Raw genomic sequence first — 23773 nt, forward strand, 5'->3', positions numbered from 1 at the left:
CGCCGACGGTACGCCTCAACGGCGCGCCGATTCGCTCTTGTCGCGCTCGGCGCGGAACTCGGAGCCTTCTTCCCACTGCGGCCAGCGACGGCTGTTGGCCAGCTCTGCGCCCAGGTCGTAGACCAGCAGGGTATCGGCGGCGTGGCCGCTCGGATCCCAGCTCGGGGTCCACGCATCGCAGGCCTGGTGATAGCAGGCAGCGAAGTAGGCATCGCGCAGCTCTCGGCCCTTCTCGATCCCACCCTCACGCATGTCCAGCCCCGGCCCGATGGTGATCGCCGGCACGCCGAGGCGGGCGAAGGCGAAGTGGTCGGCGCGGTAGAAGAAGCCCGCTTCCAGGTTCGGATCCGGCGAATAGGTGCGGCCACGGGCCTTGGCCACGCGCTCCAGGTCGCCTTCCAGCGACACCCGGCCCTTGCCCCACGACGCGATATCGCGGGTCGGGCCATCCGGGCTGAACATCTCGATGTTCAACACCGCGGCGGTCTTGTCCAGCGGGGCCAGCGGGTGCGCGGCGTAGTAGCTGGCACCGAGCAGGCCCTTCTCTTCGGCGGTCAGCGCCACGAAGTACAGCGTGCGCTGCGGCTGCGGGCCGGCAGCGAAGACGCGGCCCAGCTCGAGCACGGTGGCCACGCCGGTGGCGTTGTCGATCGCGCCGCGACGGATGCGGTCGCCCTTGGCATCGGGCTGGCCGATACCGAAGGCATCCCAATGCGCGGAGAAGATCACCGCTTCATCGGCATGCGCGCCGCCCGGCAGCTTGGCCACCACGTTGCGGGTGATCACCTGCTCGCGCTTGAGCTTGAAGTCCACCGAGAGCTGCGCATCGCCCAGCGCGACCGGCTTGAAGGCCGGGGTCATCGCACGGCGCTTCTCGGCCTCGAAATCCAGGCCCGCATCGCGGAACAGCTGCTCGGCCAGGCTGCGCTGCATCCAGCCGCGCACCGGCACGTGCTGGGCCAGGGCCTGCTCGCGGGTGCGTTCGATATCGAACAGCGGCGAGGTGCCCGAACTCTTCACCGTGGCCCAGCCATACGCGGCCGGCGCGGTCTCGTGCACGATCAGCACGCCCTGCGCACCGCGGCGCGCGGCCTCTTCGAATTTGTACGTCCAGCGGCCGTAATAGGTCACCGCCTTGCCATCGAACGCGCCCGGCTGGTCGGCCTCGAAATCGGCGTCGTTGATCAGCACCACCGCGATCTTGCCGTGCAGATCGACGTCCTTGTAATCGTTCCAGTGGCGCTCGGGCGCATCGATGCCGTAGCCCACGAACACCAGCGGAGCGTTCTTGATCGCCACCGCATCCTGCGGACGCAGGCTCTGCAGGGTCACGTCTTCGCCATTGACCAGGGCGCGCTGCTTGCCCTTCTGGCGCAGCTGCGCACGCACCGGGCCATCGACCTGCGCACGCACCATCGGCACCGGCTGCACCCAGCTGCCGTCGACGCCGCCGGGCTGCAGGCCGTACGTCTTGAACTCTTCGATCAGGTACTGGACGGTGCGCTCTTCACCCGGCGTGGCCGGCGCGCGGCCTTCGAACGCGTCCGAGGCCAGGATGCGGACATGCCGCGACAGGGCCTGGGGATCGATGCCGCCACCGGGCAGGTCATTGGCGGCGTGGGCCAGGCCGCCCACGAACAGGCAGGACGACAGCAGCAGCATGCGCATCGGATTCACGGCAGACACCAGGACGGAAAACAGGACACCGGAGTGTAACGTGACACCTCCGTGACCGTGCACTAGCGCCGATCGCGATCCAGCCAGCAGGCCAGGCCCTGGGCGTTGAGTTCGATGTCCATCGCCAGCACCCGGGTCACCGCCTCATCATCGAGCGGACAGCCATGCGCCTGCGCGCGTTCCAGGTACAGCGCGGTCAGCGCCGCGACCAGGCAGCGATGCCGATCCGGCCGACCATCGCATTGGCGACCGATCTCGACCATCGCATCGATCTGCTCGACAAGATCCGCCGCCAGTTTCCGCGGCGGTGCCACGCGCCCGTAGTGGGTCAGGTACATGGCCTGTGGATCGTAGGCCAGCATCTTCGCGATCGACTGCTTCAGCGGCTCGGGATCGAACTGCACCGGCGATGAGGTCGGCACGATGAAGGCCCCCTGCGCGCTGTCCAGCTCGCGGTAGGACAGCCCGAAGGTATCGCCGGTGAACCAGCTGCGGCTGCGTGCATCCCACACGCACAGATGATGACGCGCGTGCCCGGGCGTATCCACGCACAGCAGCGGGCGGCCGGCCAGATCCACGGTGTGGCCCTCCTCGGCAATCACCACCCGGTCGGCAGGGACCGCCAAGATCGGCCCATAACTGCGCGCGATCTCCGCTTCGCCATAGACCTCGGTGGCACCGGCGATCAGCCGGGCCGGATCGATCATGTGCGGCGCGCCGCGCGGATGCACCACCAGCGTGGCGTTGGGCAGCTGCTGCATCAGCAGGCCGGCACCCCCGGCATGGTCCAGGTGCACGTGGGTGAGGATCAGCCAGTCGACCTGCTCGGGTGTGCAGCCGGCGCGCGCCAACGCGGCGAGCATCGCCGGCACGGCCAGGCCGGTACCGCAATCGATGAACGCCGCCCGGCCGTTCTCGACAATCAGGTAGGCGGCATCGAAATCATCGCGCTGGAACGCGGTGTCAATCGTATGAATGCTGGGCTCGGAGTGCATCAACACATCCCTGGCACGAAACGCCTCCATCTTACGTCGATCAGTGCAGCGGCTTCGATGCGGCTTTGGTCGCAGTCGCGCTCAGCAGTGGCCCACGCAGCAGCACCGCGGCCACCATCACCGCCAGGAATGCACCGTAGGCATAGAGCACCGCCAGCACCTGTCGCCAGATCGGTCCGGCATCGTTCTGGACCACGCCGATGTGGTGGCCCCACAGCATCGCCAGGATGCTCAGCACGAAGGCCAGCACCAGCGCAGCACCATCGAACACGCGGCGCGCGGTGCCACGCGGCTGGCGCGGAAACAGCCAGTACAGCGTGCCCAGCAGCACGAACCAGGGCAGGAACAACAACAACGACAACCAGGCCATCGCAGTCTCCCGTGCAGGAACACGCCCCTGCGGCGTGCAGGGGCATCATGCCATAGCGGTTGCATCGACCCACGGTCGATGCCTGCGTGATGGGGCGTTCGCCTGGTTGCCGGCCAGCGGCCGGCACTACGTGATGCTGCGGTTACCTGGTCGCCGGACAGCCGCCGGCATTACCCGCGCAGCGCCTGGAGTGCGGCCAGCACCACGTCCACCTCGGCCTCGAGCTTGAACAGCTCACTCTGCAGGCCGTCGCCATGTTCGGTCTGCTTGAGCACGCCGATCAGCTGGCCGGCGTCACGCGGCGAATCAAAGCCTTCGCTCTGGATCAGCAGCGTGCCGTCACTTGCCTGCAGCTTGAAGTAGAAGCGGCCATCCTGTTCGCGGTACTGCTTGAACAGCGGCGGTGCAGCGCGTGCGGCCCCGCTTTCCTCGCTGGGCACGTCACCGGCGGTGGAGAGATCACGCAGGCCGACCGCATGACGCAGCTCCTTGAGCAACGGCACCGCGAACTGCTCGCGCAGCTGCTGGCCACGACGACGCAGCAGCGCCTCGATCTTTTCCGGCTCGGCCATCAGCGCGTCATAGCGCTCGCGCAGCGGGGTGATCTCGCTGTCGATGCGCTCGAACAGCTGCTGCTTGGCATCGCCCCAGCTGATGCCCTCGGCGAAGGCCTGCGCGAACGCCGCGGTCTGCTCCGGGGTGGCGAACGCCTGGTACATCTGGAACAGCGCCGAGCCTTCGGTGCTCTTGGGCTCGCCGGGTGCGCGCGAATCGGTCAGGATCGAGAACACCAGCTTCTTCAGCTCCGCGCGCGGGGCGAACAGCGGAATGGTGTTGTGGTAGCTCTTGCTCATCTTGCGGCCGTCCAGGCCCGCCAGCGTGGCGACCTGCTCATCGATCACGACCTCCGGCAGCGGGAAGAACGCCTGGCCGTAGACATGGTTGAAGCGCTGCGCGAAATCGCGCGCCATCTCGATGTGCTGGATCTGGTCGCGGCCGACCGGCACGCGGTTGGCCTTGAAGATCAGGATGTCGGCGGCCATCAGCACCGGGTACATGAACAACCCCGCGCTGACCCCGGCGTCGTCATCCAGCTGCTCCTCGCGGTTCTTGTCCACGGCCGCCTTGTAGGCGTGCGCGCGGTTGAGGATGCCCTTGCTGGCGATCACGGTCAGGAACCACATCAGCTCGGTGGTTTCCGGGATGTCGCTCTGCCGGTAGAACCACACCTTGTCCGGATCCAGCCCGCACGCCAGCCAGCTTGCCGCGATCTCCAGCGTGGAGCGCTGGGTGCGCTCGGGCTCCTGCGCCTTGATCAGGCTGTGCAGGTCGGCCAGGAAGAAGAAGCTCTCGATCTCCGAGGCCTGGCTGGCGGTGATCGCCGGACGGATGGCGCCGACGTAGTTGCCCAGGTGGGGCGTGCCGGAGGGGGTGATGCCGGTAAGAACGCGGGTAGTCATGGGGAATCGATGCGGACAGATGAACCGCCCCAGTTTACCTGCCCGCGCTCGACCCCGTTGGCCGGGGCCGTGCGTTTGATCCTGCACCTGCCCTGCGGAGCCTTCCCATGAAACACCTGATCCTGCCCCTGCTTGCCGTGCTGGCCCTGTGCGGCTTCAAACCGGCGGTCCCGCTGCGTCACGACACCGGTCCGGTCCACCTGACGGTGATCGACCGCGACAGCGGCCAGCCCCTGACCCAGTACCGCAAGGACGGCCAGCGCTGGATCGCGGGGCAGCAGGGCCACCGTTACAGCGTGCGCCTGCGCAACGGCAGCGCCGAGCGGGTGCTGGTGGTGCTCTCGGTGGATGGTCTGAATGCCATCAGCGGCGAGGTGGCCGCGCCCCACCAGACCGGCTACGTGCTCAACCCGTGGCAGACCACCGATATCCACGGCTGGCGCAAATCCGCCGAGGAAGTCGCGCAGTTCGTGTTCACCGATCCGGACCGCAGCTACGCCGGCCGCACCGGGCGCCCGGCCAACATCGGCGTGATCGGTGTGGCGGTCTTCCACGAAGCCGGGCGCGTGTCCTGGGACGCCGCGCCCGCCGTGGCCGGCGCGGCCGATGCCAAGGCGCGCCCCCAGGCACGGTCGTCTTCCATGGAGACCGCCCGCGTGACCGGTTCCACCACCGCGCCGGCACCGCAACTGGGCACCGGCCATGGCCAGCGCGAGCCGTCGCGGGTGCGCAACACCACATTCGAGCGCGATACCACGTCTCCGGCGCAACAGGTGCAGGTGCGCTACGACAGCGAACGCAACCTGGTGGCACGCGGCATCATTGCGCGGGTGAACGGGCCATTGCGTGGCGAGCCACAGGCCTTCCCCGGCCAGTACGTGCCCGATCCACCGCTGTATCGCCGCCGCTGATCGCCAAGGCACGCCACCAAAAACGGGCCGCTCTCGCGGCCCGTTCCGGTTTCAACCCCCGACGGCGGTGCCGTCGTCACGGATCACCCCTCAGTGGTAATCCGGATAATCCTTGCGCATGGCAGCTTCGAAGTCGCGGACTTCGGTTTCAGCACGGTCGCGTGCCCAGCCATAGCGCTCCTGCAGGCGGCCTGCGAGGTACTCGGCGTTGCCTTCGGCCACCTTGAAATCGTCGTCGGTCAGGTCGCCCCACTTGGCCTGCGCCTTGCCCTTGAGCTGCGTCCACTTGCCGGAAATGATGTCTTTGTTCATGGGTTCGCTTCCTCGATTGCAACGGCCATCTCGCCGTGGGATCAGAATGCGCCCGCCCGCGTTGGCACGCGGTCAAGCGACGATGAAGCGCACACTCACGAGCTTGAATGGATTCACCACCACACACGTTGCGCGGTCATTTTCTGGACATGAAAAAGGCCGGGAATCCCCGGCCTTTTCCGTTGACGCCTGATCCGTGGATCAGTTGCCCTTGGCAGCGCCTTCGACCGTTTCACCGGCCTTCTGCACGTCCTTGCCAGCACCAGCAACGGTGTTGCAGCCGGACAGCATGGCGACCGAGAACATCGACAACAGCATCAGTGCGATAACACGCTTCATAGGGTTCTCCTGGTTGATCAAATTCAATACCGGAATCCGGTCCCGCCTGTCAGATGAGCACGCCAGCGCAACTCCTCTTCCTGACCTGCAGCGCTGTGGGTCGAAACACACGGCGCCGCGTGACGTGCAATCTGGCGGGAGAGGCGTGCAGCGGATGTGAATGCAGGAAAACGCTGTTCAGCCAGGCGTTCTCAATCGCGCATCAGCGTCGACTTGCCGAACAGGCTTTCGACCAGATCCACCGCCAGTTCCGCGGTGGCGTTGCGGTTGTCCAGCAGCGGATTCAGCTCCACGATGTCCAGCGACCCCATGCGCCCGGTGTCGGCGATCATCTCCATCACCAGCTGTGCTTCGCGGTAGTTCACCCCGCCCGGCACCGTGGTGCCGACGCCGGGTGCAATGCTGGGATCCAGGAAATCCACGTCGAAGCTGACGTGCAGGTGCGTGTTGGCATCGATGCCGGCCAGCGCTGCCTCCATCGTGCGCTTCATGCCGGCTTCGTCGATGTAGCGCATGTCATAGACATCCACCTGGTGCTGCTTGATCAGGCGCTTCTCTTCCTGGTCCACCGAGCGGATGCCGATCTGGTGCACCTGCTGCGGGCGGATCGCCGGCGCATCGCCACCCAGCCGGGTCAACGCGTCCGGGCCGAGCCCGCACAGGCAGGCCACCGGCATGCCGTGCACGTTGCCTGACGGGGTGACCTCGCTGGTGTTGAAATCCGAATGCGCATCCAGCCACAGCACGCGCAGGTCCTTGCCCTGCTCGCGGCACCAGCGCGCGACCGCGGTGATCGAGCCGATGCCCAGGCAGTGGTCGCCGCCGAGCATGATCGGCATGCGCCCGGCCTGTAGTTCGCCGTAGGTGGCGTCCATCAGCGCGCGGTTCCAGGCCACCACTTCGTCAAGATGGCGGTAGCCGTGCACCGGTGCCGTCCACGGGTTGCGCGGACCGGCCAGGTTGCCAAGGTCGCGCACCTCCACGCCGCGCGCGGCCAGTGCATCCCCCAGCCCGGCAATGCGCAGGGCGTCCGGTCCCAGACCCGCGCCACGGTGGCCCGCACCGATATCGGTGGGCACGCCAATCAGGGAAACCGGGGAATACATCGCCATCGCTGTTGCCTCCGTTGCAAAGAGGCCCAGCATAGCCAGCGCGGCGTGATACGACTCGCGGCGCTGCAGCAGTCGTCATCGACCGTGCATCAATGGTGCCGGCACCCGGATTCGAACTGGGGACCTACCGCTTACAAGGCGGTTGCTCTACCAACTGAGCTATGCCGGCATCGGCATCGCGGCGGGACGACCCGTCGCGGAGCCGGGATTCTAGCGCAAGCGCGCGCATTCCAGCGAGCGCTGCTGGGCCGCGCCGCTGCGCTGGCGGGCCACGGCGGTGCCGGTACCGTCGGCCAGGGTCGCATCCAGCCACCACTGCGCGCTGCCATCGCCTCCGCTGGCGACCATGGTTGCCTTGAAACCGGCCGCGCTCAGGGCGGCCAGGCGGCGATCGGCGCCTTCGCGATTGCGGTACTGGCCCAGGGCGATGGCGTTGGTGTCCTCGCCCTGGGCAATGATGTAGTAGTCGCTCACGCCCGCTGCCACGATCCGCTTGACCGTGGCCTGCGCCGCCTCCCGGCTGGCGGCGGGCGGCAGCAGCACGCGGTAACGGGTGGCGCCGGCGTCGGCCACCTCCCGCAGCTTGGCCCCACGCAGGACAGCCCCGGCGCGCGACTGGGCGGCCTGGGCGGCAGCGCGGTCAGCGAACGGCCCCAGGCTCACGCACTGTGCGGGTGCGGGCGTTGCGGTGACGGGTGCGGGTACGGCGGGCGCTGCGGGTGCGGCGGCCACCGGAGCGGGCGCAGGCAGGCTGGCGGCGGGCCTGGGCGCAGAGGTGTCAGCCACGGCGGTCGCCGGCGCGGAGGCGGGCGTCACGTCCTGCAGGGCTGGCGTGGCATCCGGGGAAGCCACCATGGTCGTCGGCGCCTGGGTGGCCGGCAACACCTCCAGCTGCGCCACACCGGCCGGCGAGGCCGGCGGTTCGCTGGCCGGTTCGCCACGCAACAGCCACCACAGCGCGACACCGAGGTTGAGAATGACCAGGACGACGATCAGGGCACGGGTAAGCATCGGCTGATCCTAGCCTGCCGATGGCGGTTGATGCACGGCCCAGCGGGCCAGCCCATCAAGCACCAGCGAGGGCTGGAATTCGGCATCGCCGAGCAGCGGCAGCAACGCTGGCGCACCGCCGCCGTGCACCAGCAGATGCGGCAACGCACCGAGCCGTTCGCCGCCCTGCACGCGGCTGCGTTCGATCAGCGCCACCGCAGCCCCATCGCAGCCGGAGGCCAGCGCATCGGCGGTGTCGTTGGCGAACTCGCTGTAGTCACCGCCCGCGGCCGGCAGCTGCACGGCACGCGCGTGCAACGCTTCGCGCATGGTGGTCGGCGAGGCCGAGATGCGCCCGCCGTGGTGCTGGCCCTCGGCGTCGAGCAGATCGATGGTGAGCGCGGTGCCGACGCCGGCGATCAGCACCGCCTGGCCACGTGCAGCCACCGCCAACAGCGCCAGATAACGGTCCACGCCGAAGCGGGCGGGGTCGGCATAGGCGATCCGCACACCGGCGTACTCGGCTTCGGTACGTGCCACGCGGACCTGGCGGAAGCGCGCCTGCAATACGTCCAGCATGGCCGCGGTCAACGAAGGTGCGGCGACACTGGCAACGTAGGCGGTGTCGCCTGACGGCAGCGCATCCAGTGCCGCGGCCGGCATCGCTTCAGCGCCATGCGGCCACGCCTGCACGTCGCCCGCGCGCACGCCCTGCAGCGGCGCGAACTTGAAGCGCGAATTGCCCAGATCAAACAACCAGTCGCTCATTGCGCCCTCACGCTGACTTCGCCCGCATGGAAAACCCGTTCGTTGCCGTCGATGCGCACGCGCAGCGCCCCGTCGTCGGCCAGACCCAACGCCGTGCCGGCAAACAGCACGCCGCCTTCTTCCACCTGCACCTCGCGCCCGGCCAGGCTGTCCAGCGCGGCATAGCGCGCGAGGAACGGTGCCAGGCCGTCCTGCTCGAACGCATCCAGCGCCGGCAGCAGGCCGGCCAGGATGCGCGCGACCACCACGTTGCGCGACGTCTGTGCGCCGGACAACGTGTCCAGATCGGTCCAGGGCTGGGTGATCTCCGCGGCGAACGCAGCGGGCATGCGCACGTTGACGCCCAGGCCGATCACCGCACGTGCGGGGCCGGCGAACTCACCGCCGCCCTCGATCAACAGGCCGCCGAGCTTATGCCCGTCGACGACAAGGTCATTGGGCCACTTCAGGGCGACGTCCGGATAGCCGGCCTCGCGCAGTGCCTCGGCCACCGCGACCCCGGCGACCAGGCTCAGCCCGCCCAGCCGCGACAGGCCACCGGCAAACCCCCGCAGCACCGAGAGATAGACATGCGCCGCCAGCGGTGAGGCCCATGCCCGCCCACGGCGGCCACGGCCGCGGGTCTGGCGCTCGGCCAGCAGGACGATCGCGCCGCGCTCCGGCGCGCTGCAGCGCAGCAATTCACTGTTCGTTGACGCGACCGACCAGGCCGTCTGCAGGGAGCTCAGCTGGTCGCCGACGGCGGCCGGCAACGCCGCCTGGATGGCCTCGGCGTCCAGCAGATCCAGCGGCTGCTGCAACTGGTAGCCGTCACCGGCGCGGCCGTCGATATCGACGCCAGCCGCCCTAAGTCCTTGAATCCGCTTCCAAATCGCGGCGCGGGTCTGGCCCAGTTCGCGCGCCAGCGCGTCGCCGGACAGGCGCCCGGCGCCCAGTTTGGCCAGCAGTTGGCGGTCGTCCACGGCAGCTTCCATCGGGTAAACGGGAAAAGTATGCGGGAAAGCCGCCGCCAGCGCCCGCCCGGAGGCCTTCCAATCCTCCGGCCGAATCGGGCTAGAATCGAGAACTTGACCCGCCGCTGGATGTTGACGATGCGCCCGTTCGCCCATTGCCTGCTCCTCCTGATGGCCCCGCTGGCCGCGCACGCTTCCGATGCGCTCACCACTGCGGGTCGCGGTGCGTGTGTCTATTCGGCAGGCGAGAACGAGCGCAGTGCACCGGCCTCGGCCTCGGCCGCCGCCGCACCGGCCACGGTCAAACCCAGCGCCAGCAGCGGAACCAGCACCGGCGGTGGTGGCGATGACGACGTGCTGCCGCGCCTGCGCGCACCCAAGTGGCACAGCTTCCTGCCGGGTATGTTCCGCTGATCGAACGACTGTTGGGCTGGCTGCGCCGTACGCCACGCGAGATCGACCCTACCCTCTGGGACACCACCTGCCGCCGCGCCGCCTGGCTGCAGCACTTGGACGCTGCCCGCCGCGAACGCCTGCGTGCCCTCGCCGCCCGCTTCCTGCACGAGAAGACCATCAGCCCGGCCGCCGAACTGCAGCTGGAGGACACCGACGGCGTGTTGCTGGCCGCGCTCTGCTGCCTGCCGCTGCTGGAACTGGGCGAGATCGGCCTGCGTGGCTGGTCGCAGCTGATCGTCTATCCCAACGCATTCCGCGTGCACCGCAGCCAGGTGGATGCGGCCGGCGTGCTGCACGAATGGGACGATGCGTTGATCGGCGAATCGTGGGACAGCGGTCCGCTGATTCTGTCGTGGGCCGACATCCAGGCCGACATCGCCGATCCGGAGGCCGGGTTCTGCGTGGCGGTGCATGAGATGGCGCACAAGATCGATGCGCTGGACGGGGCGATCGACGGCACGCCGCCGTTGCCGCGCGCGTGGCAGAAACAATGGGCGGCGGATTTCCAGCAGGCCTATGACGCGTTCTGCGCCGAGGTGGACCAGGGCCGCGAGACGCTGATCGATCCGTATGCGTCCGAGGCGCCGGAAGAATTCTTCGCGGTGGTGAGCGAGTACCACTTCTCCGCACCGGCTCTGCTCGCGCGCGAGATGCCGGCGGTCGCCGGGCATCTGCAGCGGTTCTATGGTCCGTCACCGCTGATGCGGTGACGCGCGCCACGACCAACGGTCGTGGGCTACCTGTCCCGTGGGAATGCCGGGGTACGGGCCATCGGCAGGTACCGACCGTTGGTCGGTACGGCGCTTACGGCCCGGGCGGCAGCTTCACTTCGAAGCGTGCACCACCCAGTTCCGGAGAACGCTTCACCTGCAGTTCGCCGCGGTAATCCTTGATCAGGTCCTGCACGATCGACAGGCCGATGCCGTGACCCTGCACCCGCTCATCGCCGCGCACGCCACGCTGCAGCACCTTGGCAATGTCTTCCGGTGCGATACCCGGGCCATCGTCATCCACCGACAGCACCAGGCCGGCGCGACGCGCACCGGGTGCCGGCAACGGATGCGCGGTCAGCAACACGCGACGCTTGGCCCACTTGAAGGCGTTCTCCAGCAGGTTGCCGAGCAGTTCCTGCAGATCGCCGGGCTCGCCGTGGAAACGCGCGGCCGGGTCGATATCGAATTCGCACAGCACGCCCTTGGACGCGTACACCTTCTCCAGACCCCGCACGATTTCTTCGGCGTTGGATTCAATCGGCAGCGGGGCGGAGAACAGCTTGTGACCGGAGGATGCCGCGCGCGCCAACTGGTAGGACACCAGGTTGTTCATGCGCCGCAGCTGCACGTCGAATTCCTCGCGCAGATCCTCATCGCGTGCGCCGCTGTCGAGCTGCGTACGCAATACCGCAAGCGGCGTCTTCAGGCTGTGCGCGAGATCGGCCAAGGTGTTGCGCTGGCGTTCGAGGTTCTCGCGCTCGCTCTCGATGAAGGCATTGATGCTGTCGGTCAGCGGTTCCAGCTCGCGCGGATGGCGTTCGCTCATGCGCTCGGTTTCACCGCGCTGGACCTTGGTCAGTTCATTGATCACGCGCCGCATCGGACGCAGGCTCCACTGCAAAATCACCGTCTGCAGCAGCAGCAGGATCAGGCCGATGCCGCCGAGGTAGAACCACACGCGCCCGCGGAACACGCGCAGCTGAGCACCCAGCGCGCGCGAGTCTTCGAGCACGTAGATCGTGTACGGGAATTCGGTGGCCGGGTCGGCGTCGGCATCCCAGACCAGGCCCATGCCATAGCGGTAGGCCGAGCCCTCGCTGCCATCGATCTGGATCATCGGCAACGGGCCTTCGAAGACCTCCTGGCGCGGGGCCAGCATGCCGCCGCCTACCGTGGGCAGCATCGGGCCCTCGGCGGACATGGAGTTGCCCTTTCCGTCCGGCATCACGACCTGCAGATAGAGGCCACTGCCCGGGACGTCAAAGCGCGGATCCGGTGGCTGCTCGCGGATGTACAGCGAGCGGTCACGAGTGAAGTCGATGCCGGCCGCATACGCGGTGGCGTAGTTCTTCAGCCGCTCGCGCAGGTTGGCCTTCGCGGTATCGGCGAAGGCGGCGTCCAGCGCGTAGCCGGCCAGGGCCAGGAAGGCCACCAGGCCCACCGAGGCGGCCAACAGCTGGCGCGCCTGCAGTGAGCGCGGCCGCCAGCGTTTAAAGAACCACAGACGGCCGGACATCATCTATCGCCAGCCGCAGCTCAGCCTTCGTTGCGCGGAATGGCGAAGCGGTAACCGCGGCCACGCACGGTTTCGATCGGCTTGAGTTCGCCGTCGGCATCGAGCTTCTTGCGCAGGCGACCGATGAAGACCTCCAGCACGTTGGAGTCGCGGTCGAAGTCCTGCTGATAGATGTGCTCGGTGAGGTCGGCCTTGGAGACCAGTTCACCGGCATGCATCATCAGGTACTCCAGCACCTTGTACTCGTAGCTGGTGAGATCCACGTTGCTGCCGTTGACGCTGACCGTCTGTGCAGCAAGATCCAGCGCGACCGGGCCGCACTCCAGCGTCGGCTTGCTCCAGCCGGCGGCACGGCGCAGCAGCGCATTGACGCGGGCCAGCAGCTCTTCGACGTGGAACGGCTTGACGAGGTAATCGTCGGCGCCCTGCTTGAGGCCCTCGACCTTGTCCTGCCAGCTCGAACGCGCGGTCAGGATCAGCACCGGGAATTTCTTGCCCTCGTCGCGCAGGGCCTTGATCAGCTCCATGCCCGACATCTTGGGCAGGCCAAGATCGATGATGCCGACGTCGAACGGAACTTCGCGGCCCATGTACAGACCTTCCTCACCGTCCTGCGCAGCATCGACGGCAAAGCCTTCGCGCTTGAGCCGGGCTGCCAGTGTTTCCCGCAGCGGGGCTTCGTCTTCGACCAGAAGGATACGCATGAACTCTCCCTAGTGTCCTGGGTATGGCCCCATGGGGCCAGTGGGTAATGCAGATGACTGCGGACAACTATCCCTGTTCAGGGGTTATCGCCGCGTAGTGATGACATATCCGAGCGCGGCGTGCGGGGCTGTGAACGCGATGTCGCCGGATCGTCCATATAGCGGACGCGACCGCGGTCATCCATGTACTTCACCCGGTTGATATCGCGCCCATCGAAGGGCACGCGCTCGGCGCCAAGGATGTGTCCACCGGTAGTACGTTGAACCCGACGCACGGCATCGGACAGCGAGCGCTCCTGCGGACCGCCGCGTTCGGCCGTACGCATCATCTCGGCACGGGCCGCTTCCGGCGGCGGCATCTGCGCCCACGCACTGGTGGAGGCAGCTGCGCCCGTCGCCAGAAGGGCGAAGGCGGCAATGCGGCGGTGGCGGGTCACGGAGAACATCGGTCTGATCCTAGCGGAGCGCGGCTAAACGTTCAAAAGTTGTGAATCGGCAACCGCCAGCCTGGGCCGGCGCTTTACGAATCTTTAGCGAATTCTTGGTTTTAGCCAGTGAATCCGGTCTGAACTTTTCCGCCTGCCTCCCCGCTTTGTTCATCTAAGTGAACATTGGCGGCTAAACCGGGGTCCTTGTCAAGCTGACAAGGTGACGCGGCTCACGCCGCGACGCGCTCGGCTTGGGCACGGGTCACCGCCAGCGCCTGCTCGATCAGGCTCCAGTCGGCCCCGACGCGGTGCGAGCCTTCGCTCAGGATCTGGCGGAAGGCGCGCCCGCCCGGCTGGCCGTGGAACAGGCCCAGCAGGTGGCGGGTGATGTGCTTGAGCGCCAGCCCACGGGCCAGCTGGGCCTCGATGTAGGGCTGCATGGCGCGCAGCAGCGCCTCGCGTGACTGCAGCGGGGCACCGGTCTGGGCGGACTCCAGCTGATGCAGCACGTAGGGGTCGTGGTAGGCCGCACGGCCCAGCATCACCCCATCCAGCGCCGGCAACTGGGCCTGCGCGGCCTCGACCGTAGCCAGGCCGCCGTTGAGGACGATCTGCAACTGAGGGCGGTCGGCCTTGAGCCGGTGCGCCCAGTCGTAGCGCAGCGGCGGCACTTCGCGGTTTTCCTTCGGCGAAAGGCCCTTCAGCCACGCATTGCGGGCATGCACCACGAACATCGCGCTGCCGGCGTTGGCCGATTGATCGACGAAGTTCAGGAAGGTTTCGTAGTCGTTGTCGTCATCCACGCCCAAGCGGCACTTGACCGTGACGGGGATGTCCACCGCGGCGACCATCGCGCCCACGCACTCGGCCACCAAGGCCGGCTCGCGCATCAGGCAGGCACCGAAGCGCCCGGCCTGGACCCGATCGGAGGGGCAGCCGCAGTTGAGGTTGACCTCGTCGTAGCCCCACTCCTGCGCGATGCGCGCGGCTTGGGCCAGCAGGGCCGGATCGCTGCCACCGAGCTGCAGCGCGAGCGGATGCTCGCTGCCGTCGAAGCCCAGCAGACGCTCACGGTCGCCGTGGATCACCGCGTTGGCGTGCACCATCTCGGTGTACAGCCGTGCGCCCGGTGCCAGCAACCGGTGGAAGTACCGGCAATGGCGGTCCGTCCAGTCCATCATGGGGGCGACGCAGAGCCGAATACCCTTGATTTCTTTAGTTTTCATTGACTTATCAAGCATATAGGCTTCTCACTATTTCCCGAACCTGCACCACTTTTCCGGCATTTTCCTAACTGGCTGTGCCATTGGCGTACCACGGAGGGCGTGGTACATCGGAGCTGGTACACCATGGCAACCCTGCAAAATCGAGACGGCCGCTGGCGCGCTATTGTGCGCCGCAAAGGCCACCCCACCCAAACCCGTACCTTCCCCACCAAGACGGCAGCGAAGGTTTGGGGGACCGCATGGACCGCGAGCTGGCCGATCAGGAGGCCCGAGGCGGTACACCCGGCGAAGAGATCACCATCGGCGAATTGATCGACTGGCGAATCAACGAGCTGGCCAGCATCAGGGCCATCTCCAAGACTCACTCCGGCAATATGACCAGAATCCACGAGGGTCTGGGAGACATCGTGGCCAGGAAGCTCACGGCCAACGATGTGATCGAGCACACCCGCCGGCGAATCCGCGGCGATCACATGATGGACAACGGCATGATTATCCCAGCCTCCGCGCCGGCAACCATGAACGTAGAGCTGGGGATCCTCTCGGAGCTGCTGAAGCTGGCCGGCCCGATGAAGGGCGTGAAGCTCGCCGGCGATCCCGTGGCCGAGGCGCGGCCGGTGCTTCGGCCGCTGCAGCAGGTCGGAAAGTCCCAGCGCCGTGACAGGCGGCCCACAGCCGACGAGCTGCACTGTCTGCGCGAGCACTTCAGGAGGGCGGCATGGCGGTCGACCATACCGATGGTGGACATCATCGACTTCGCCGTCCTGACAGCGAAGCGCGAGAGCGAGAGCACCCGGCTGCCGTCGTCCGATGTCCGCCAGACCAACCGCACCGCCCTGCTGCGCGACGCTAAGGACCCCCGCAAGAAGTTGGGCAATCACAAGCGCTTCCCGCTCCTGGGCCAACCGTGGGGACATCCCAAGGCGCCAGCCCAAGCCGCTTGCGGACAGCCCGATCTTTCCCTACAACTCCAATCCCGTGGGAACAGCGTTCACCCGCGCTTGCGCGAAGCTGGCGATCGAAGACCTGTGTTTTCACGACCTGCGGCATGAGGCCACCTCGCGGCTGTTCGTTCTAGGCTAGGACATCCCCGAAGTCGCGGCAGTGATACTCCGTGAGTCATGGAACGAGTTGAAACGGTGCACGCAGCTCAGACCCGAAACGCTCGAACTCCGCTGAAGCTCCGCCTGCTTCAGTGCGTACGCAGTCTGCTCCTCGTTGAAACACAACTGCTTCATAGCTGAATCCTCGTATGTCACGGGGCCCAATGCGATCGAAGTCTCTACTTTAGCCTGCATCAGTTTTTCAGGGGACGTCGGACCCGCTTGTGGTTGGCCTTCCAACCTTCCCGGCGCAACAGCACGAATATTCTCCAGAAACCATAGCGGACCCGCGTGGCAGCGATCTCTTCGATCCGCAGAAGGAGTGGCGCATCATCATTCTCACGGGGTTGGTAATACCACGCCGAACGGCCTTGCTTTACGACCTCGCAAGCCCGGCGAACCCCAACTCTATATCGGTCGACCAAGTGGCCCACGAGCGTCTTGCGCTGCGTGGGCCTCAGAGCTTTTTTGAGAGCACATCCTGCAGCATGACTTTGTCCAGACTCAAATCGGCGACCAATTGCTTGAGCTTGCGGTTCTCTTCCTCAAGCTGACGTAGCCGGCGTAGTTCGGGCACGCCTAACCCGCCGAACTTTTTTCGCCAATCATAGAACGTAGCTTGGCTGATACCCATTTTGCGGCAAATCTCTTCGACCGTCGTGCCGCTCTCGGCTTGTTTCAGGGCGAACGCGATCTGCTCTTCGGTGAACTTCGACTTCTTCATGGCGACGGGCCTCCTTGGGCCTGAGTGTCGCCGAATTTTCTAGTTCTGGCTGGTCTAAATTATTGGGAGGAGGTCACTCAAAATGTGCGGCCATCGTCTCTCTGATTGCCGGCCAGCGGCCGTCACTACCGGAGCACTTGTTCAGAGCATTCCTAAGGACTTTCGACAGCAAAAATCAGAATTACCCTACAGCGCACACCATCCAGCCCGGCTAATCTAGAGTCCTCGAACGAAAATAATATTGACAGCTCCCGCAATATTTCAACACTCCTGTATTTGGATTTAGATTCCACTATCAAAACCCGTGCTGATTCTGAGCTGACGCATTCTTAACTATCAAAGGCGACTAGCTTTGCCGGAGCCAAATCTATAAATCCGTCTCACAAGCATAACAGCCGGACTCACGACCCCTTGCGCATCTAACATTTGAACCTAATGAAAGCTTGGCTATCCGTATCACTCCTCGCTGCGTCACTCGCTGCGGTGGCCGCTACCTCTTGGATCATATTCAGGCCAGCCAGCAGTACCTTACACCCACCTGGCCCCTTAGAGACGACTGAGAATCCTTCCGACATCCCTCGACCAGTGTCCCAACACGTATCAGACCTGGTAGCCAGAAAGAAAATTGATCCCAAACTAGTCATTCCACTAGGAAAAAAAAGCTTCAGCATTGTGCGCACAGGGCCATTACGTCCTGACGGTGACGCATTGAGTTATGTACATTCGCTTATTCGAGCGTCTCAGGAAGGCGACGCAGTAGCAACCTTCCAGATATTCTTGGCGACACTCGACTGCAAAAGAACCTACGCCAATAGCTCAAACGCAATCAGTCAGGACGAAGATGATTACCGCCAGCTGTCAGAATGCGAAGGACTTCTTACTGACCCATCTATTGCGGATGCAGACTGGCTAACCAGTGCGGCGGATCAAGGCGGTGTAGAGGCAATGATATTGTACTCATTAAATCCATCCTACACCCTTCCTCAGGGTAAGCAGCAGTATCTTAGATATCCAGAGTCTGTTCGAAGATGGCAAGAAAGATCGCGAAGCTATCTGGAACAAGCAGTCTCGCTTGGAAGTCAAGACGCCATGCTGAGCTTATCGATAGCATATTCCGCCGGCACTTTAGTTGACAAGAATCCGACAGCTGAGCTTGCGTATGCTCTCGCCGCGCAAAAGGCATCTCCAATTCCCGGTTTTCAAGAGGCCTATGAGCCACTGAAAAATTCCTTGAACCCAACGCAAAGGCAGCAGGCTGAGCAGTGGGCAAATGCGATCCATCAATAATGATGTGGGGAGTAGTACTTGAAATTCAGAACAAAACTTTCAATTGCACTATTAGCGCTTCTTGGAGCAGGTTCACTATGGAATTATGCCACCGCTACAGGGACAGATAGATTTGGCCCTGTTACATGTTCGTCTTGCCACTTGGGCCGACCGGACCCTGACGCAACGACCAAAGTCTTTTTAAAATCCTTTGAACAAGGTATCACTGGGAAAAACCCAATCACTAATGGCCCGCGCCTTATTGCTGGCGATGTGATTGTTGTTTGCAACGGGACTGGCTGCGTGGACTATCAAAAAACGGAGACGGATAATTACGAGGGTGTAAAGTACAGGCAACAGAATACTACCCCACCGGGAGGGGGTGCAGGCGGCGGCACCGGCGGCAGCGGGGGCGGCTCAGGGCCTATTAGTGGCGGATGCCACCTTAAGTGCAATGGCGAAGTTACGGTTGGCGCGTGACGATTCACAATTCATGTTGCTCGGCACCAGAAGCTTTGGCGTCGCGGCGAATTATAGTGCTTAGAGCATGAAGACACGCAAGAAAATCACCTGGCACAAGCGGCGTATTTCTTACATATTTTCTGGGATCGATGACATGAGGGTTTCGCGGACGTTGGGCTTCGGGAGATAGTCCTCCCAATCTACCAGGATCACTTGGATGGAAAAATCTCGAATGCTCAAGGGCGAGAGATAATTAGTCTCCGGCAAAGTACGTTTATCGGCCGCAAGGAGCTCGTCGTGACGACCGAACGTGGGTCAATGGTGGTCCCCGGAGCAGATTTTCAATTACCTAAATGTAGACTGCCGGAGGATCAATGCATACGGATTTCGCGCAATAAATCGACTAGGCCCTATGTATTCAGGGTCAAGGTGCACTCAAGCGGGAGTTCCTCAGCTATCAACGCATATGTAATGACCCTTTTCTACTCAGGTCATGCGATTAATGTAGCGGCAAAGGCCGCATCCGGGATCATCATCTTCAGTGCCTGGTCAGGTCGCTGTTAGTTGTAGAAGGCAATCCATTCAGCAATCACCAGCATGGCATGGATCCGGCTCTCGAAGACATGCCGACGCACGCACCGTCCCTTCAGCGTTCCGACCACCCGCTCCACCATACCGTTCTTCTGCGGGCAATCCGGTGTGATGAATACCTGCTTCAGGCCGTAGCTGCTCGCCAAGCGCGTGTAGTCGCGGCTGGCGAAGGCTGGGCCGTTATCGGAGCGCAGCAAGAATGGATCCGGCACGCCTCCCAGCGGGCCAAAACGGGTGATCAGCTCCTGCCCCAGAGCGGCTGATGCAGTGCTTCCTTCCGGCGCGAGATAGGTGCCAGCCGAGCAACTGGTGCGTGCTACAGTCGATCACCAGCGCCAGGCTGAGCCAGGCATCCGCGCCGCCCCACACGCGTCACAGATCCGTGGCCCAGCGTTGGTCCGGACGCTCAGCACCATAGACCTACGCCTCGATCCGCAGTCGCTGGCCAAGTGCGCGCTTACGGACCTGCCAGCCCTTGAGCTGGAGTATCCGCTGTGCGGTGTTCTTATTCATGCCAAGAAGCGCTGCGACGGTGCGATGTCCAAACGATGGCTCCGCCTCGTTCATCTGCTTTCTCGGCTCGGGCAGCTCAGGTTTGACCTTCGCTGGCGACCCGGTCGGCTTGTAATACGTCGTGCGACACGCCACGCCGAACCAATGGCACAGCATGGTCATCGGCACCGAAACGCGTACGTCTTGCAGTCCCTGCTGGAGCGAGAGCATCAGCTCTAGTCCTTTCCCAACAGGGAGACTCGCCTTTTTTCAGGCGCGGATCTCCAGCATCGGCTCGCCGTTGGCTCCCTGCAGGTCTTTAAGCTGGCACTGGGACTGATCGCGCACGTCTTCGAGCTTGGTGCGCAGGGCATTCTCCACGCCGCGCTTGCCATCTCTACCCAACTCTCGATCTCGGCCCGGGTCAGGTCCAACCGACGACTGGCCCCGGATGATCTCAAGGACCAGGGCCGAGCTGCGGCGGGCCGTCCAACGCTTGATTTCTTCATCCATCACTTCGCTCATCATCGTCTGCTCGGTGAAAGTAACGCCTAAGTAGTAGATCACTGGGTCATTACAGAGATGTCAAACTAGCAAACCATGATTCGCACCGCATCTCGACAATTGTGGGAGGATGTTTACAACGACCATGGTGGTGAACGCTTCCTTTCTCCGAAGGCCAGGCTGGAATCCCAAGCTGCTTGGACGCACCTGGATATTACGATGCTAATGTGGCATCCAGTAAATGCACCTCTGTCCCACCTCCATGCTCTCATGTAGCCGAACCAGACGCCTGCAACATCGTCAGTGGAAAATGCAGCTACGCACGTCCCTTCGAAGCATCCATGTCCGCACTCCGCCTGCCCAGTTTCGACCCCACCACCGAACAAGGCGTCCTGCGCCTGTCGATCGCCGCATCGCTGGCGATGGCCGCCGCAGCGGTGGCCTTTGGCCTGCTCGCCAACTCCTCGCTGATCATCTTCGACGGCATCTACGGCCTGATCGACGTGGTGATGACCTGGCTGTCGCTGCTGGTGGTGCGCCTGATCAGCCTGTCGACCCACGTGGATACCCTGCAGTCGCGCTTGAACCAGCGCTTCACCATGGGCTTCTGGCACCTGGAGCCGATCGTGCTCGGGGTCAGCGGCACGTTGATGATCGGTGCCGCCCTGTACGCAGCGGTCAATGCGGTGGACGCACTGATGTCCGGCGGACGCGAGATCGCGTTGGGGCCGGCGATCCTGTTCGCGGTGATCTCGATCGTGGCCGAAACCGGGCTGGCACTGTTCGTACGCCGGGCGAACCGGTCGATCGGCTCGGACTTCATCGCACTCGATGCCAAGAACTGGGTGGTCGCGGCGAGCATGTCGGCGGCGTATCTGGTCGCCTTCGTCGGCGGCTATGTGCTGGGTGGCACGCAGTGGGCGTGGCTGGTGCCGTACATCGATCCGGCGATCCTGCTGGTGGTCTGCCTGTTCGTGGTGGTGGCGCCGATGGGCACGGTGCGCCAGGCGTTGTCGGACATCCTGCTGATCACCCCGCTGGATCTGCAGACCCACGTGGACGAGGTGGCGCGCGATATCGTGGCCAGGCACGGTTTCCTGGAATACCGCAGCTACGTGGCCAAGGTCGGGCGCGGTGAGCAGATCGAGCTGTTCTTCGTGGTGCGCGCCGATGATCCACCGCGGGCGCTGATCGAATGGGATCGCCTGCGCGATGAGATCGGCGAAGCGCTGGGTGAGGAGTCGCCGGACCGCTGGCTGACGATCATGTTCACGACGGATCGGGAGTGGGCGATCTGAGCGACGTCGGCGTGCATCGCGTTATCGTTCGGTGGCCAAACTGCCCTGTTTCCACTGCCGCGGCGACTGCCCTGTCTGCGCCTTGAACGCGCGCGACAACGCTGCTTCGCTGCCGTAGCCCACGTCGATGGCGATGCGCTTGAGCGGATGGCCGCGGCGCAGCGCCTGCTGCACCAGGCGGGTGCGCCAGCCCTGCAGGTAATGACCGGGCGTACTGCCGATGGTGTCGCGGAAGCTGTCGGCGAAGGCGCTGCGTGACATGCCGGCGCGCTGCGCGAGCGACTCCAGCGTCCACTCGTCGGCGGGCGCTTCATGCATCGCCACCAGCGCGTGACGCAGGCGCGGATGGGCCATGCCGGCGAGCAGGCCGACGCGGATCTGACCGCTTTCCATCAGCGCGCGCAGGATCTGGATGAGCACGACTTCAAACAGACGATCCAGCAGCGCCTGGCGGCCGCAGCGCTGCGCGAAGGCTTCTTCGAACAGCAGTGACAGCACCGGCTGGCCGCCGTACAAGCCCTCCAGCGGCAGGCAGACGATCGGCGGCAGCGCAGCGGCGACCGGGTTGTTGGCGCCCCCTTCGAACTGCAGGTTGGCGCACGCGAAATCCGCGCCCCGCGTGGCATCGGTGACGAAGCGGTGCGCGAGCGGGCGCGGGTACAGCAGCACGCTGGGCGTGGTGATCTGCAGCGTGCTGCCATCCGGGTGCTCGACGCGTACATGGCCCTCGCGGATCAGATGCAGTTGACCACGCTCGCCATCGCCGGGCAGATCGTTGATGCCGCACAGCGCGCCCGCGTGGAAGACCTCGGCAGACACCGCGAAACGGTCCAGCAGGGATTGCAGTCGGTCGACCATGGCGGACTCCAGATCAAGTTTTCTGGACGAAATGTTGCCACAAGTACGATGCGGGCGCGCACAGTACACCTGCCATCTGGCCCACCCTTTTCACTCCGCAGGAGATTCCCATGTCCATTGCCAACGTTCTGTATACCGCCCAGGCCACTGCCAACGGCGGCCGCGACGGCCGCGCCGTCTCTTCCGACAACGTGCTGGACATCCAGCTCTCCACCCCGCGCGAGCTGGGCGGTGCGGGCGGCCCGGGCACCAACCCGGAGCAGCTGTTCGCCGCGGGCTACTCGGCCTGCTTCCTGGGCGCGCTGAAGTACGTGGCTGGCCAGGCCAAGGTCGCCCTGCCGGCGGAAACGCAGATCACCGGCAAGGTCGGCATCGGCCAGATCCCGACCGGCTTCGGCATCGAAGTGGCGCTGGAGATCTCGGTCCCGGGCCTGCCGCGCGAGCAGGTCGAAGCGCTGGTGCAGAAGGCGCACATCGTGTGCCCGTACTCGAATGCGACCCGCGGCAACATCGACGTGACGCTGACGGTGGTCTGATCCCCTCCGCATGACCTGCCGTGGCGACGGGCACACATCCCCGTCGCCACCGTAGACTGGCCAGACGATCCTCACTGGCAAACGGACATGCACAGGATTCTGGTCGCGCTGTTGCTCAGCGGTTTTCTGGGGGGCTGCGCTACCGCTCCCATCGCGCCACCCGAGGCGATCGCCTCGAACGGGATGAACGCGCTGTCTCTCTTCCGCGGCGCCGGGTTCGTGCACGTGGTGACCGATCTGTATCTGCCCGGCACGGCTGCACCCGGGCTGCCAGAGACCTACGCCTGCCCTGACGCGGCAACCCGCATCCGGATCGCGGCCTATCCGCCGGCGACCCTGCCGGCTACCGATGCCTGCGCCCTGATCGATGCCGCTGCACGCCACGCGCAGCAGTGGTATCCCGAGCGACGCGCGGCCTATACGGCACTGCTCGTGCCCCACGGAACGCGCCTGAACCTGCGCACCCGATCGCTGCGCTTCCGCGTGCCGCATCTGACCTTGGCCATGCGCGTGTACGAATCGCGCGCGCGGACCGAGGCCAACCTCGTGGACCTGGTCGCGCATGAAACCTTCCACGCCCTGGGCTTCGCCGCCGGTGATCGCGGTGCAGTTGACGAGCGCACTGCCTACTACGCCGGTCTGTGCACGCAGCTGGCGGTCCTGGGCAGGATCCCGGAGGCTGCGCTGCCGGGTGCCCCGCTCGCCAGCGACAATACAGACGTGGTCGAGTCAGCCGATGCGGCGTATCGCGTGCGGCGCGAAATCTACGGGTGGTTGCAGGACGGGGAGATCCGTGCCGGCACACCCGGTGGCGAGCATATGCAGGCACGCTGCCGGGACTTGCCGGGCGCGCCGGCGACGGCCGAGTGACCCGAAAAAAAAATGGGCGGCTGCCTGACGCAAACGTCTGGCAACCGCCCATCCCACCGCGGTGGATCCCGTGGGCGTACCCATGGGATGCATCCTGTTCCGTTGCAACGACCAACGGTCGTTGCCTACCGGTGAAGCC

At 64.9% G+C, this 23773-nt stretch carries 26 protein-coding genes, 1 tRNA gene and 1 pseudogene; 8 read left to right on the top strand and 20 right to left on the bottom strand.

Features of this window, described 5'->3' with window-relative positions; all coding sequences use genetic code 11:
• Positions 1-15 precede the first annotated feature (15 nt).
• From ABE472_RS11485 to ABE472_RS11500, 4 genes are all read right to left on the bottom strand, one after another.
• A complete protein-coding gene (locus ABE472_RS11485) occupies positions 16-1668 on the bottom strand; it encodes a M28 family metallopeptidase (protein WP_313208917.1) in 1653 nt (550 codons plus the stop codon).
• A 71-nt stretch (positions 1669-1739) separates the two neighbouring features.
• Entirely contained in the window at positions 1740-2672 is a 933-nt protein-coding gene (locus ABE472_RS11490) for an MBL fold metallo-hydrolase (RefSeq protein WP_313219911.1), read from the bottom strand.
• 40 nt (positions 2673-2712) lie between these two features.
• The gene (locus tag ABE472_RS11495) at positions 2713-3042 is read right to left on the bottom strand and encodes a hypothetical protein (RefSeq protein WP_019185526.1); all 330 of its coding nucleotides are present in this window, start codon (positions 3040-3042) and stop codon (positions 2713-2715) included.
• Between the two features lie 170 nt (positions 3043-3212).
• Positions 3213-4502 carry a tryptophan--tRNA ligase gene (locus ABE472_RS11500; protein ID WP_313208855.1) on the bottom strand — a complete coding sequence of 430 codons (1290 nt, stop codon included), beginning with the start codon at positions 4500-4502 and terminating at the stop codon, positions 3213-3215.
• 107 nt (positions 4503-4609) lie between these two features.
• Here ABE472_RS11500 and ABE472_RS11505 point away from each other — a divergent pair, with 107 nt between their 5' ends.
• Entirely contained in the window at positions 4610-5413 is an 804-nt protein-coding gene (locus ABE472_RS11505) for a hypothetical protein (protein ID WP_346466221.1), read from the top strand.
• 90 nt (positions 5414-5503) lie between these two features.
• On the opposite strand, the gene ABE472_RS11510 is transcribed toward ABE472_RS11505, so the two are convergent.
• The 7 genes from ABE472_RS11510 to birA all read right to left on the bottom strand — a co-directional run bounded on the left by ABE472_RS11510 (position 5504) and on the right by birA (position 9896).
• Positions 5504-5725: a CsbD family protein gene (locus ABE472_RS11510; RefSeq protein ID WP_019185523.1), complete on the bottom strand. Its 222-nt coding sequence runs from the start codon at positions 5723-5725 to the stop codon at positions 5504-5506.
• A gap of 201 nt (positions 5726-5926) precedes the next feature.
• Entirely contained in the window at positions 5927-6064 is a 138-nt protein-coding gene (locus ABE472_RS11515) for an entericidin A/B family lipoprotein (RefSeq protein WP_019185522.1), read from the bottom strand.
• A 191-nt stretch (positions 6065-6255) separates the two neighbouring features.
• Positions 6256-7176, bottom strand: a complete 921-nt coding sequence (rocF, locus tag ABE472_RS11520) for an arginase (protein ID WP_346464204.1) — start codon at positions 7174-7176, stop codon at positions 6256-6258.
• Between the two features lie 93 nt (positions 7177-7269).
• Positions 7270-7345, bottom strand: a tRNA-Thr gene (locus ABE472_RS11525).
• Positions 7346-7386: 41 nt separating this feature from the next.
• Positions 7387-8187 carry an SPOR domain-containing protein gene (locus ABE472_RS11530; RefSeq protein ID WP_346466222.1) on the bottom strand — a complete coding sequence of 267 codons (801 nt, stop codon included), beginning with the start codon at positions 8185-8187 and terminating at the stop codon, positions 7387-7389.
• A gap of 9 nt (positions 8188-8196) precedes the next feature.
• On the bottom strand, positions 8197-8934 hold the full coding sequence (locus ABE472_RS11535) for a type III pantothenate kinase (RefSeq protein ID WP_313208859.1): 738 nt from the start codon (positions 8932-8934) through the stop codon (positions 8197-8199).
• Positions 8931-9896 carry a bifunctional biotin--[acetyl-CoA-carboxylase] ligase/biotin operon repressor BirA gene (gene birA / locus ABE472_RS11540; protein ID WP_313208860.1) on the bottom strand — a complete coding sequence of 322 codons (966 nt, stop codon included), beginning with the start codon at positions 9894-9896 and terminating at the stop codon, positions 8931-8933. The genes ABE472_RS11535 and birA overlap by 4 nt, the downstream gene beginning before the upstream one ends.
• A gap of 129 nt (positions 9897-10025) precedes the next feature.
• On the opposite strand from birA, the gene ABE472_RS11545 reads away from it, so the two are divergent.
• Both ABE472_RS11545 and ABE472_RS11550 read left to right on the top strand, forming a co-directional pair.
• A complete protein-coding gene (locus tag ABE472_RS11545; RefSeq protein WP_121044234.1) occupies positions 10026-10301 on the top strand; it encodes a hypothetical protein in 276 nt (91 codons plus the stop codon).
• Complete coding sequence (locus ABE472_RS11550; protein WP_346464207.1) at positions 10268-11053, top strand: M90 family metallopeptidase; 786 nt, start codon at positions 10268-10270, stop codon at positions 11051-11053. The genes ABE472_RS11545 and ABE472_RS11550 overlap by 34 nt, the downstream gene beginning before the upstream one ends.
• A 94-nt stretch (positions 11054-11147) precedes the next feature.
• Here the strand turns inward: ABE472_RS11550 and ABE472_RS11555 are convergent, their stop codons facing one another.
• The 4 genes from ABE472_RS11555 to dusA form a co-directional block, all read right to left on the bottom strand.
• Positions 11148-12572 carry a sensor histidine kinase gene (locus ABE472_RS11555; RefSeq protein ID WP_070474511.1) on the bottom strand — a complete coding sequence of 475 codons (1425 nt, stop codon included), beginning with the start codon at positions 12570-12572 and terminating at the stop codon, positions 11148-11150.
• A gap of 20 nt (positions 12573-12592) precedes the next feature.
• The gene (locus ABE472_RS11560; protein ID WP_019185514.1) at positions 12593-13276 is read right to left on the bottom strand and encodes a response regulator transcription factor; all 684 of its coding nucleotides are present in this window, start codon (positions 13274-13276) and stop codon (positions 12593-12595) included.
• A 77-nt stretch (positions 13277-13353) separates the two neighbouring features.
• Entirely contained in the window at positions 13354-13722 is a 369-nt protein-coding gene (locus ABE472_RS11565; RefSeq protein ID WP_313208862.1) for a hypothetical protein, read from the bottom strand.
• Positions 13723-13934: 212 nt separating this feature from the next.
• Positions 13935-14930, bottom strand: a complete 996-nt coding sequence (dusA, locus tag ABE472_RS11570; protein WP_346464209.1) for a tRNA dihydrouridine(20/20a) synthase DusA — start codon at positions 14928-14930, stop codon at positions 13935-13937.
• Between the two features lie 239 nt (positions 14931-15169).
• Between dusA and ABE472_RS11575 the strand changes: the two genes are divergently transcribed.
• On the top strand, positions 15170-15982 hold the full coding sequence (locus ABE472_RS11575) for a site-specific integrase (RefSeq protein WP_346464210.1): 813 nt from the start codon (positions 15170-15172) through the stop codon (positions 15980-15982).
• Positions 15983-16242: 260 nt separating this feature from the next.
• Here ABE472_RS11575 and ABE472_RS11580 read toward each other — a convergent pair.
• Positions 16243-16757, bottom strand: a pseudogene (locus ABE472_RS11580) (transposase); the annotation flags it as partial.
• A 585-nt stretch (positions 16758-17342) separates the two neighbouring features.
• Between ABE472_RS11580 and ABE472_RS11585 the strand changes: the two are divergent.
• Complete coding sequence (locus ABE472_RS11585; RefSeq protein WP_346466223.1) at positions 17343-18044, top strand: hypothetical protein; 702 nt, start codon at positions 17343-17345, stop codon at positions 18042-18044.
• A gap of 1001 nt (positions 18045-19045) precedes the next feature.
• Here ABE472_RS11585 and ABE472_RS11590 read toward each other — a convergent pair.
• From ABE472_RS11590 to ABE472_RS11600, 3 genes are all read right to left on the bottom strand, one after another.
• Positions 19046-19273 (bottom strand): integrase core domain-containing protein, encoded by a 228-nt coding sequence (locus tag ABE472_RS11590; protein WP_346464212.1) that lies wholly within the window; start codon positions 19271-19273, stop codon positions 19046-19048.
• Between the two features lie 223 nt (positions 19274-19496).
• Positions 19497-19799, bottom strand: a complete 303-nt coding sequence (locus ABE472_RS11595; RefSeq protein WP_346466224.1) for a hypothetical protein — start codon at positions 19797-19799, stop codon at positions 19497-19499.
• A gap of 39 nt (positions 19800-19838) precedes the next feature.
• Positions 19839-20135, bottom strand: a complete 297-nt coding sequence (locus ABE472_RS11600) for a DUF1153 domain-containing protein (protein ID WP_346466225.1) — start codon at positions 20133-20135, stop codon at positions 19839-19841.
• A 278-nt stretch (positions 20136-20413) separates the two neighbouring features.
• Between ABE472_RS11600 and ABE472_RS11605 the strand changes: the two genes are divergently transcribed.
• On the top strand, positions 20414-21370 hold the full coding sequence (locus ABE472_RS11605; protein WP_346466226.1) for a cation transporter: 957 nt from the start codon (positions 20414-20416) through the stop codon (positions 21368-21370).
• Positions 21371-21391: 21 nt separating this feature from the next.
• Here ABE472_RS11605 and ABE472_RS11610 read toward each other — a convergent pair whose 3' ends face one another.
• Positions 21392-22228 carry an AraC family transcriptional regulator gene (locus ABE472_RS11610; protein WP_346466227.1) on the bottom strand — a complete coding sequence of 279 codons (837 nt, stop codon included), beginning with the start codon at positions 22226-22228 and terminating at the stop codon, positions 21392-21394.
• A gap of 110 nt (positions 22229-22338) precedes the next feature.
• Between ABE472_RS11610 and ABE472_RS11615 the strand changes: the two genes are divergently transcribed.
• On the top strand, positions 22339-22764 hold the full coding sequence (locus ABE472_RS11615; RefSeq protein WP_259260512.1) for an organic hydroperoxide resistance protein: 426 nt from the start codon (positions 22339-22341) through the stop codon (positions 22762-22764).
• Positions 22765-22851: 87 nt separating this feature from the next.
• Positions 22852-23634 (top strand): hypothetical protein, encoded by a 783-nt coding sequence (locus tag ABE472_RS11620; protein ID WP_346466228.1) that lies wholly within the window; start codon positions 22852-22854, stop codon positions 23632-23634.
• The last annotated feature ends 139 nt before the right edge of the window (positions 23635-23773 follow it).

This window comes from Stenotrophomonas sp. TWI809, assembly GCF_039673205.1.
Taxonomy (GTDB): domain Bacteria; phylum Pseudomonadota; class Gammaproteobacteria; order Xanthomonadales; family Xanthomonadaceae; genus Stenotrophomonas.

Excerpts from the sequence above, each read along its gene's own strand:
- ABE472_RS11485 (WP_313208917.1), bottom strand. The coding sequence starts at position 1,668 with ATGCGCATGCTGCTGCTGTCGTCCTGCCTGTTCGTGGGCGGCCTGGCC.
- ABE472_RS11490 (WP_313219911.1), bottom strand. The coding sequence starts at position 2,672 with ATGCACTCCGAGCCCAGCATTCATACGATTGACACCGCGTTCCAGCGC.
- ABE472_RS11495 (WP_019185526.1), bottom strand. The coding sequence starts at position 3,042 with ATGGCCTGGTTGTCGTTGTTGTTGTTCCTGCCCTGGTTCGTGCTGCTG.
- ABE472_RS11500 (WP_313208855.1), bottom strand. The coding sequence starts at position 4,502 with ATGACTACCCGCGTTCTTACCGGCATCACCCCCTCCGGCACGCCCCAC.
- ABE472_RS11505 (WP_346466221.1), top strand. The coding sequence starts at position 4,610 with ATGAAACACCTGATCCTGCCCCTGCTTGCCGTGCTGGCCCTGTGCGGC.
- ABE472_RS11510 (WP_019185523.1), bottom strand. The coding sequence starts at position 5,725 with ATGAACAAAGACATCATTTCCGGCAAGTGGACGCAGCTCAAGGGCAAG.
- ABE472_RS11515 (WP_019185522.1), bottom strand. The coding sequence starts at position 6,064 with ATGAAGCGTGTTATCGCACTGATGCTGTTGTCGATGTTCTCGGTCGCC.
- rocF (WP_346464204.1), bottom strand. The coding sequence starts at position 7,176 with ATGGCGATGTATTCCCCGGTTTCCCTGATTGGCGTGCCCACCGATATC.
- ABE472_RS11530 (WP_346466222.1), bottom strand. The coding sequence starts at position 8,187 with ATGCTTACCCGTGCCCTGATCGTCGTCCTGGTCATTCTCAACCTCGGT.
- ABE472_RS11535 (WP_313208859.1), bottom strand. The coding sequence starts at position 8,934 with ATGAGCGACTGGTTGTTTGATCTGGGCAATTCGCGCTTCAAGTTCGCG.
- ABE472_RS11545 (WP_121044234.1), top strand. The coding sequence starts at position 10,026 with ATGCGCCCGTTCGCCCATTGCCTGCTCCTCCTGATGGCCCCGCTGGCC.
- ABE472_RS11555 (WP_070474511.1), bottom strand. The coding sequence starts at position 12,572 with ATGTCCGGCCGTCTGTGGTTCTTTAAACGCTGGCGGCCGCGCTCACTG.
- ABE472_RS11560 (WP_019185514.1), bottom strand. The coding sequence starts at position 13,276 with ATGCGTATCCTTCTGGTCGAAGACGAAGCCCCGCTGCGGGAAACACTG.
- ABE472_RS11565 (WP_313208862.1), bottom strand. The coding sequence starts at position 13,722 with ATGTTCTCCGTGACCCGCCACCGCCGCATTGCCGCCTTCGCCCTTCTG.
- dusA (WP_346464209.1), bottom strand. The coding sequence starts at position 14,930 with ATGAAAACTAAAGAAATCAAGGGTATTCGGCTCTGCGTCGCCCCCATG.
- ABE472_RS11575 (WP_346464210.1), top strand. The coding sequence starts at position 15,170 with ATGGACCGCGAGCTGGCCGATCAGGAGGCCCGAGGCGGTACACCCGGC.
- ABE472_RS11595 (WP_346466224.1), bottom strand. The coding sequence starts at position 19,799 with ATGCTCTCGCTCCAGCAGGGACTGCAAGACGTACGCGTTTCGGTGCCG.
- ABE472_RS11605 (WP_346466226.1), top strand. The coding sequence starts at position 20,414 with ATGTCCGCACTCCGCCTGCCCAGTTTCGACCCCACCACCGAACAAGGC.
- ABE472_RS11610 (WP_346466227.1), bottom strand. The coding sequence starts at position 22,228 with ATGGTCGACCGACTGCAATCCCTGCTGGACCGTTTCGCGGTGTCTGCC.
- ABE472_RS11615 (WP_259260512.1), top strand. The coding sequence starts at position 22,339 with ATGTCCATTGCCAACGTTCTGTATACCGCCCAGGCCACTGCCAACGGC.
- ABE472_RS11620 (WP_346466228.1), top strand. The coding sequence starts at position 22,852 with ATGCACAGGATTCTGGTCGCGCTGTTGCTCAGCGGTTTTCTGGGGGGC.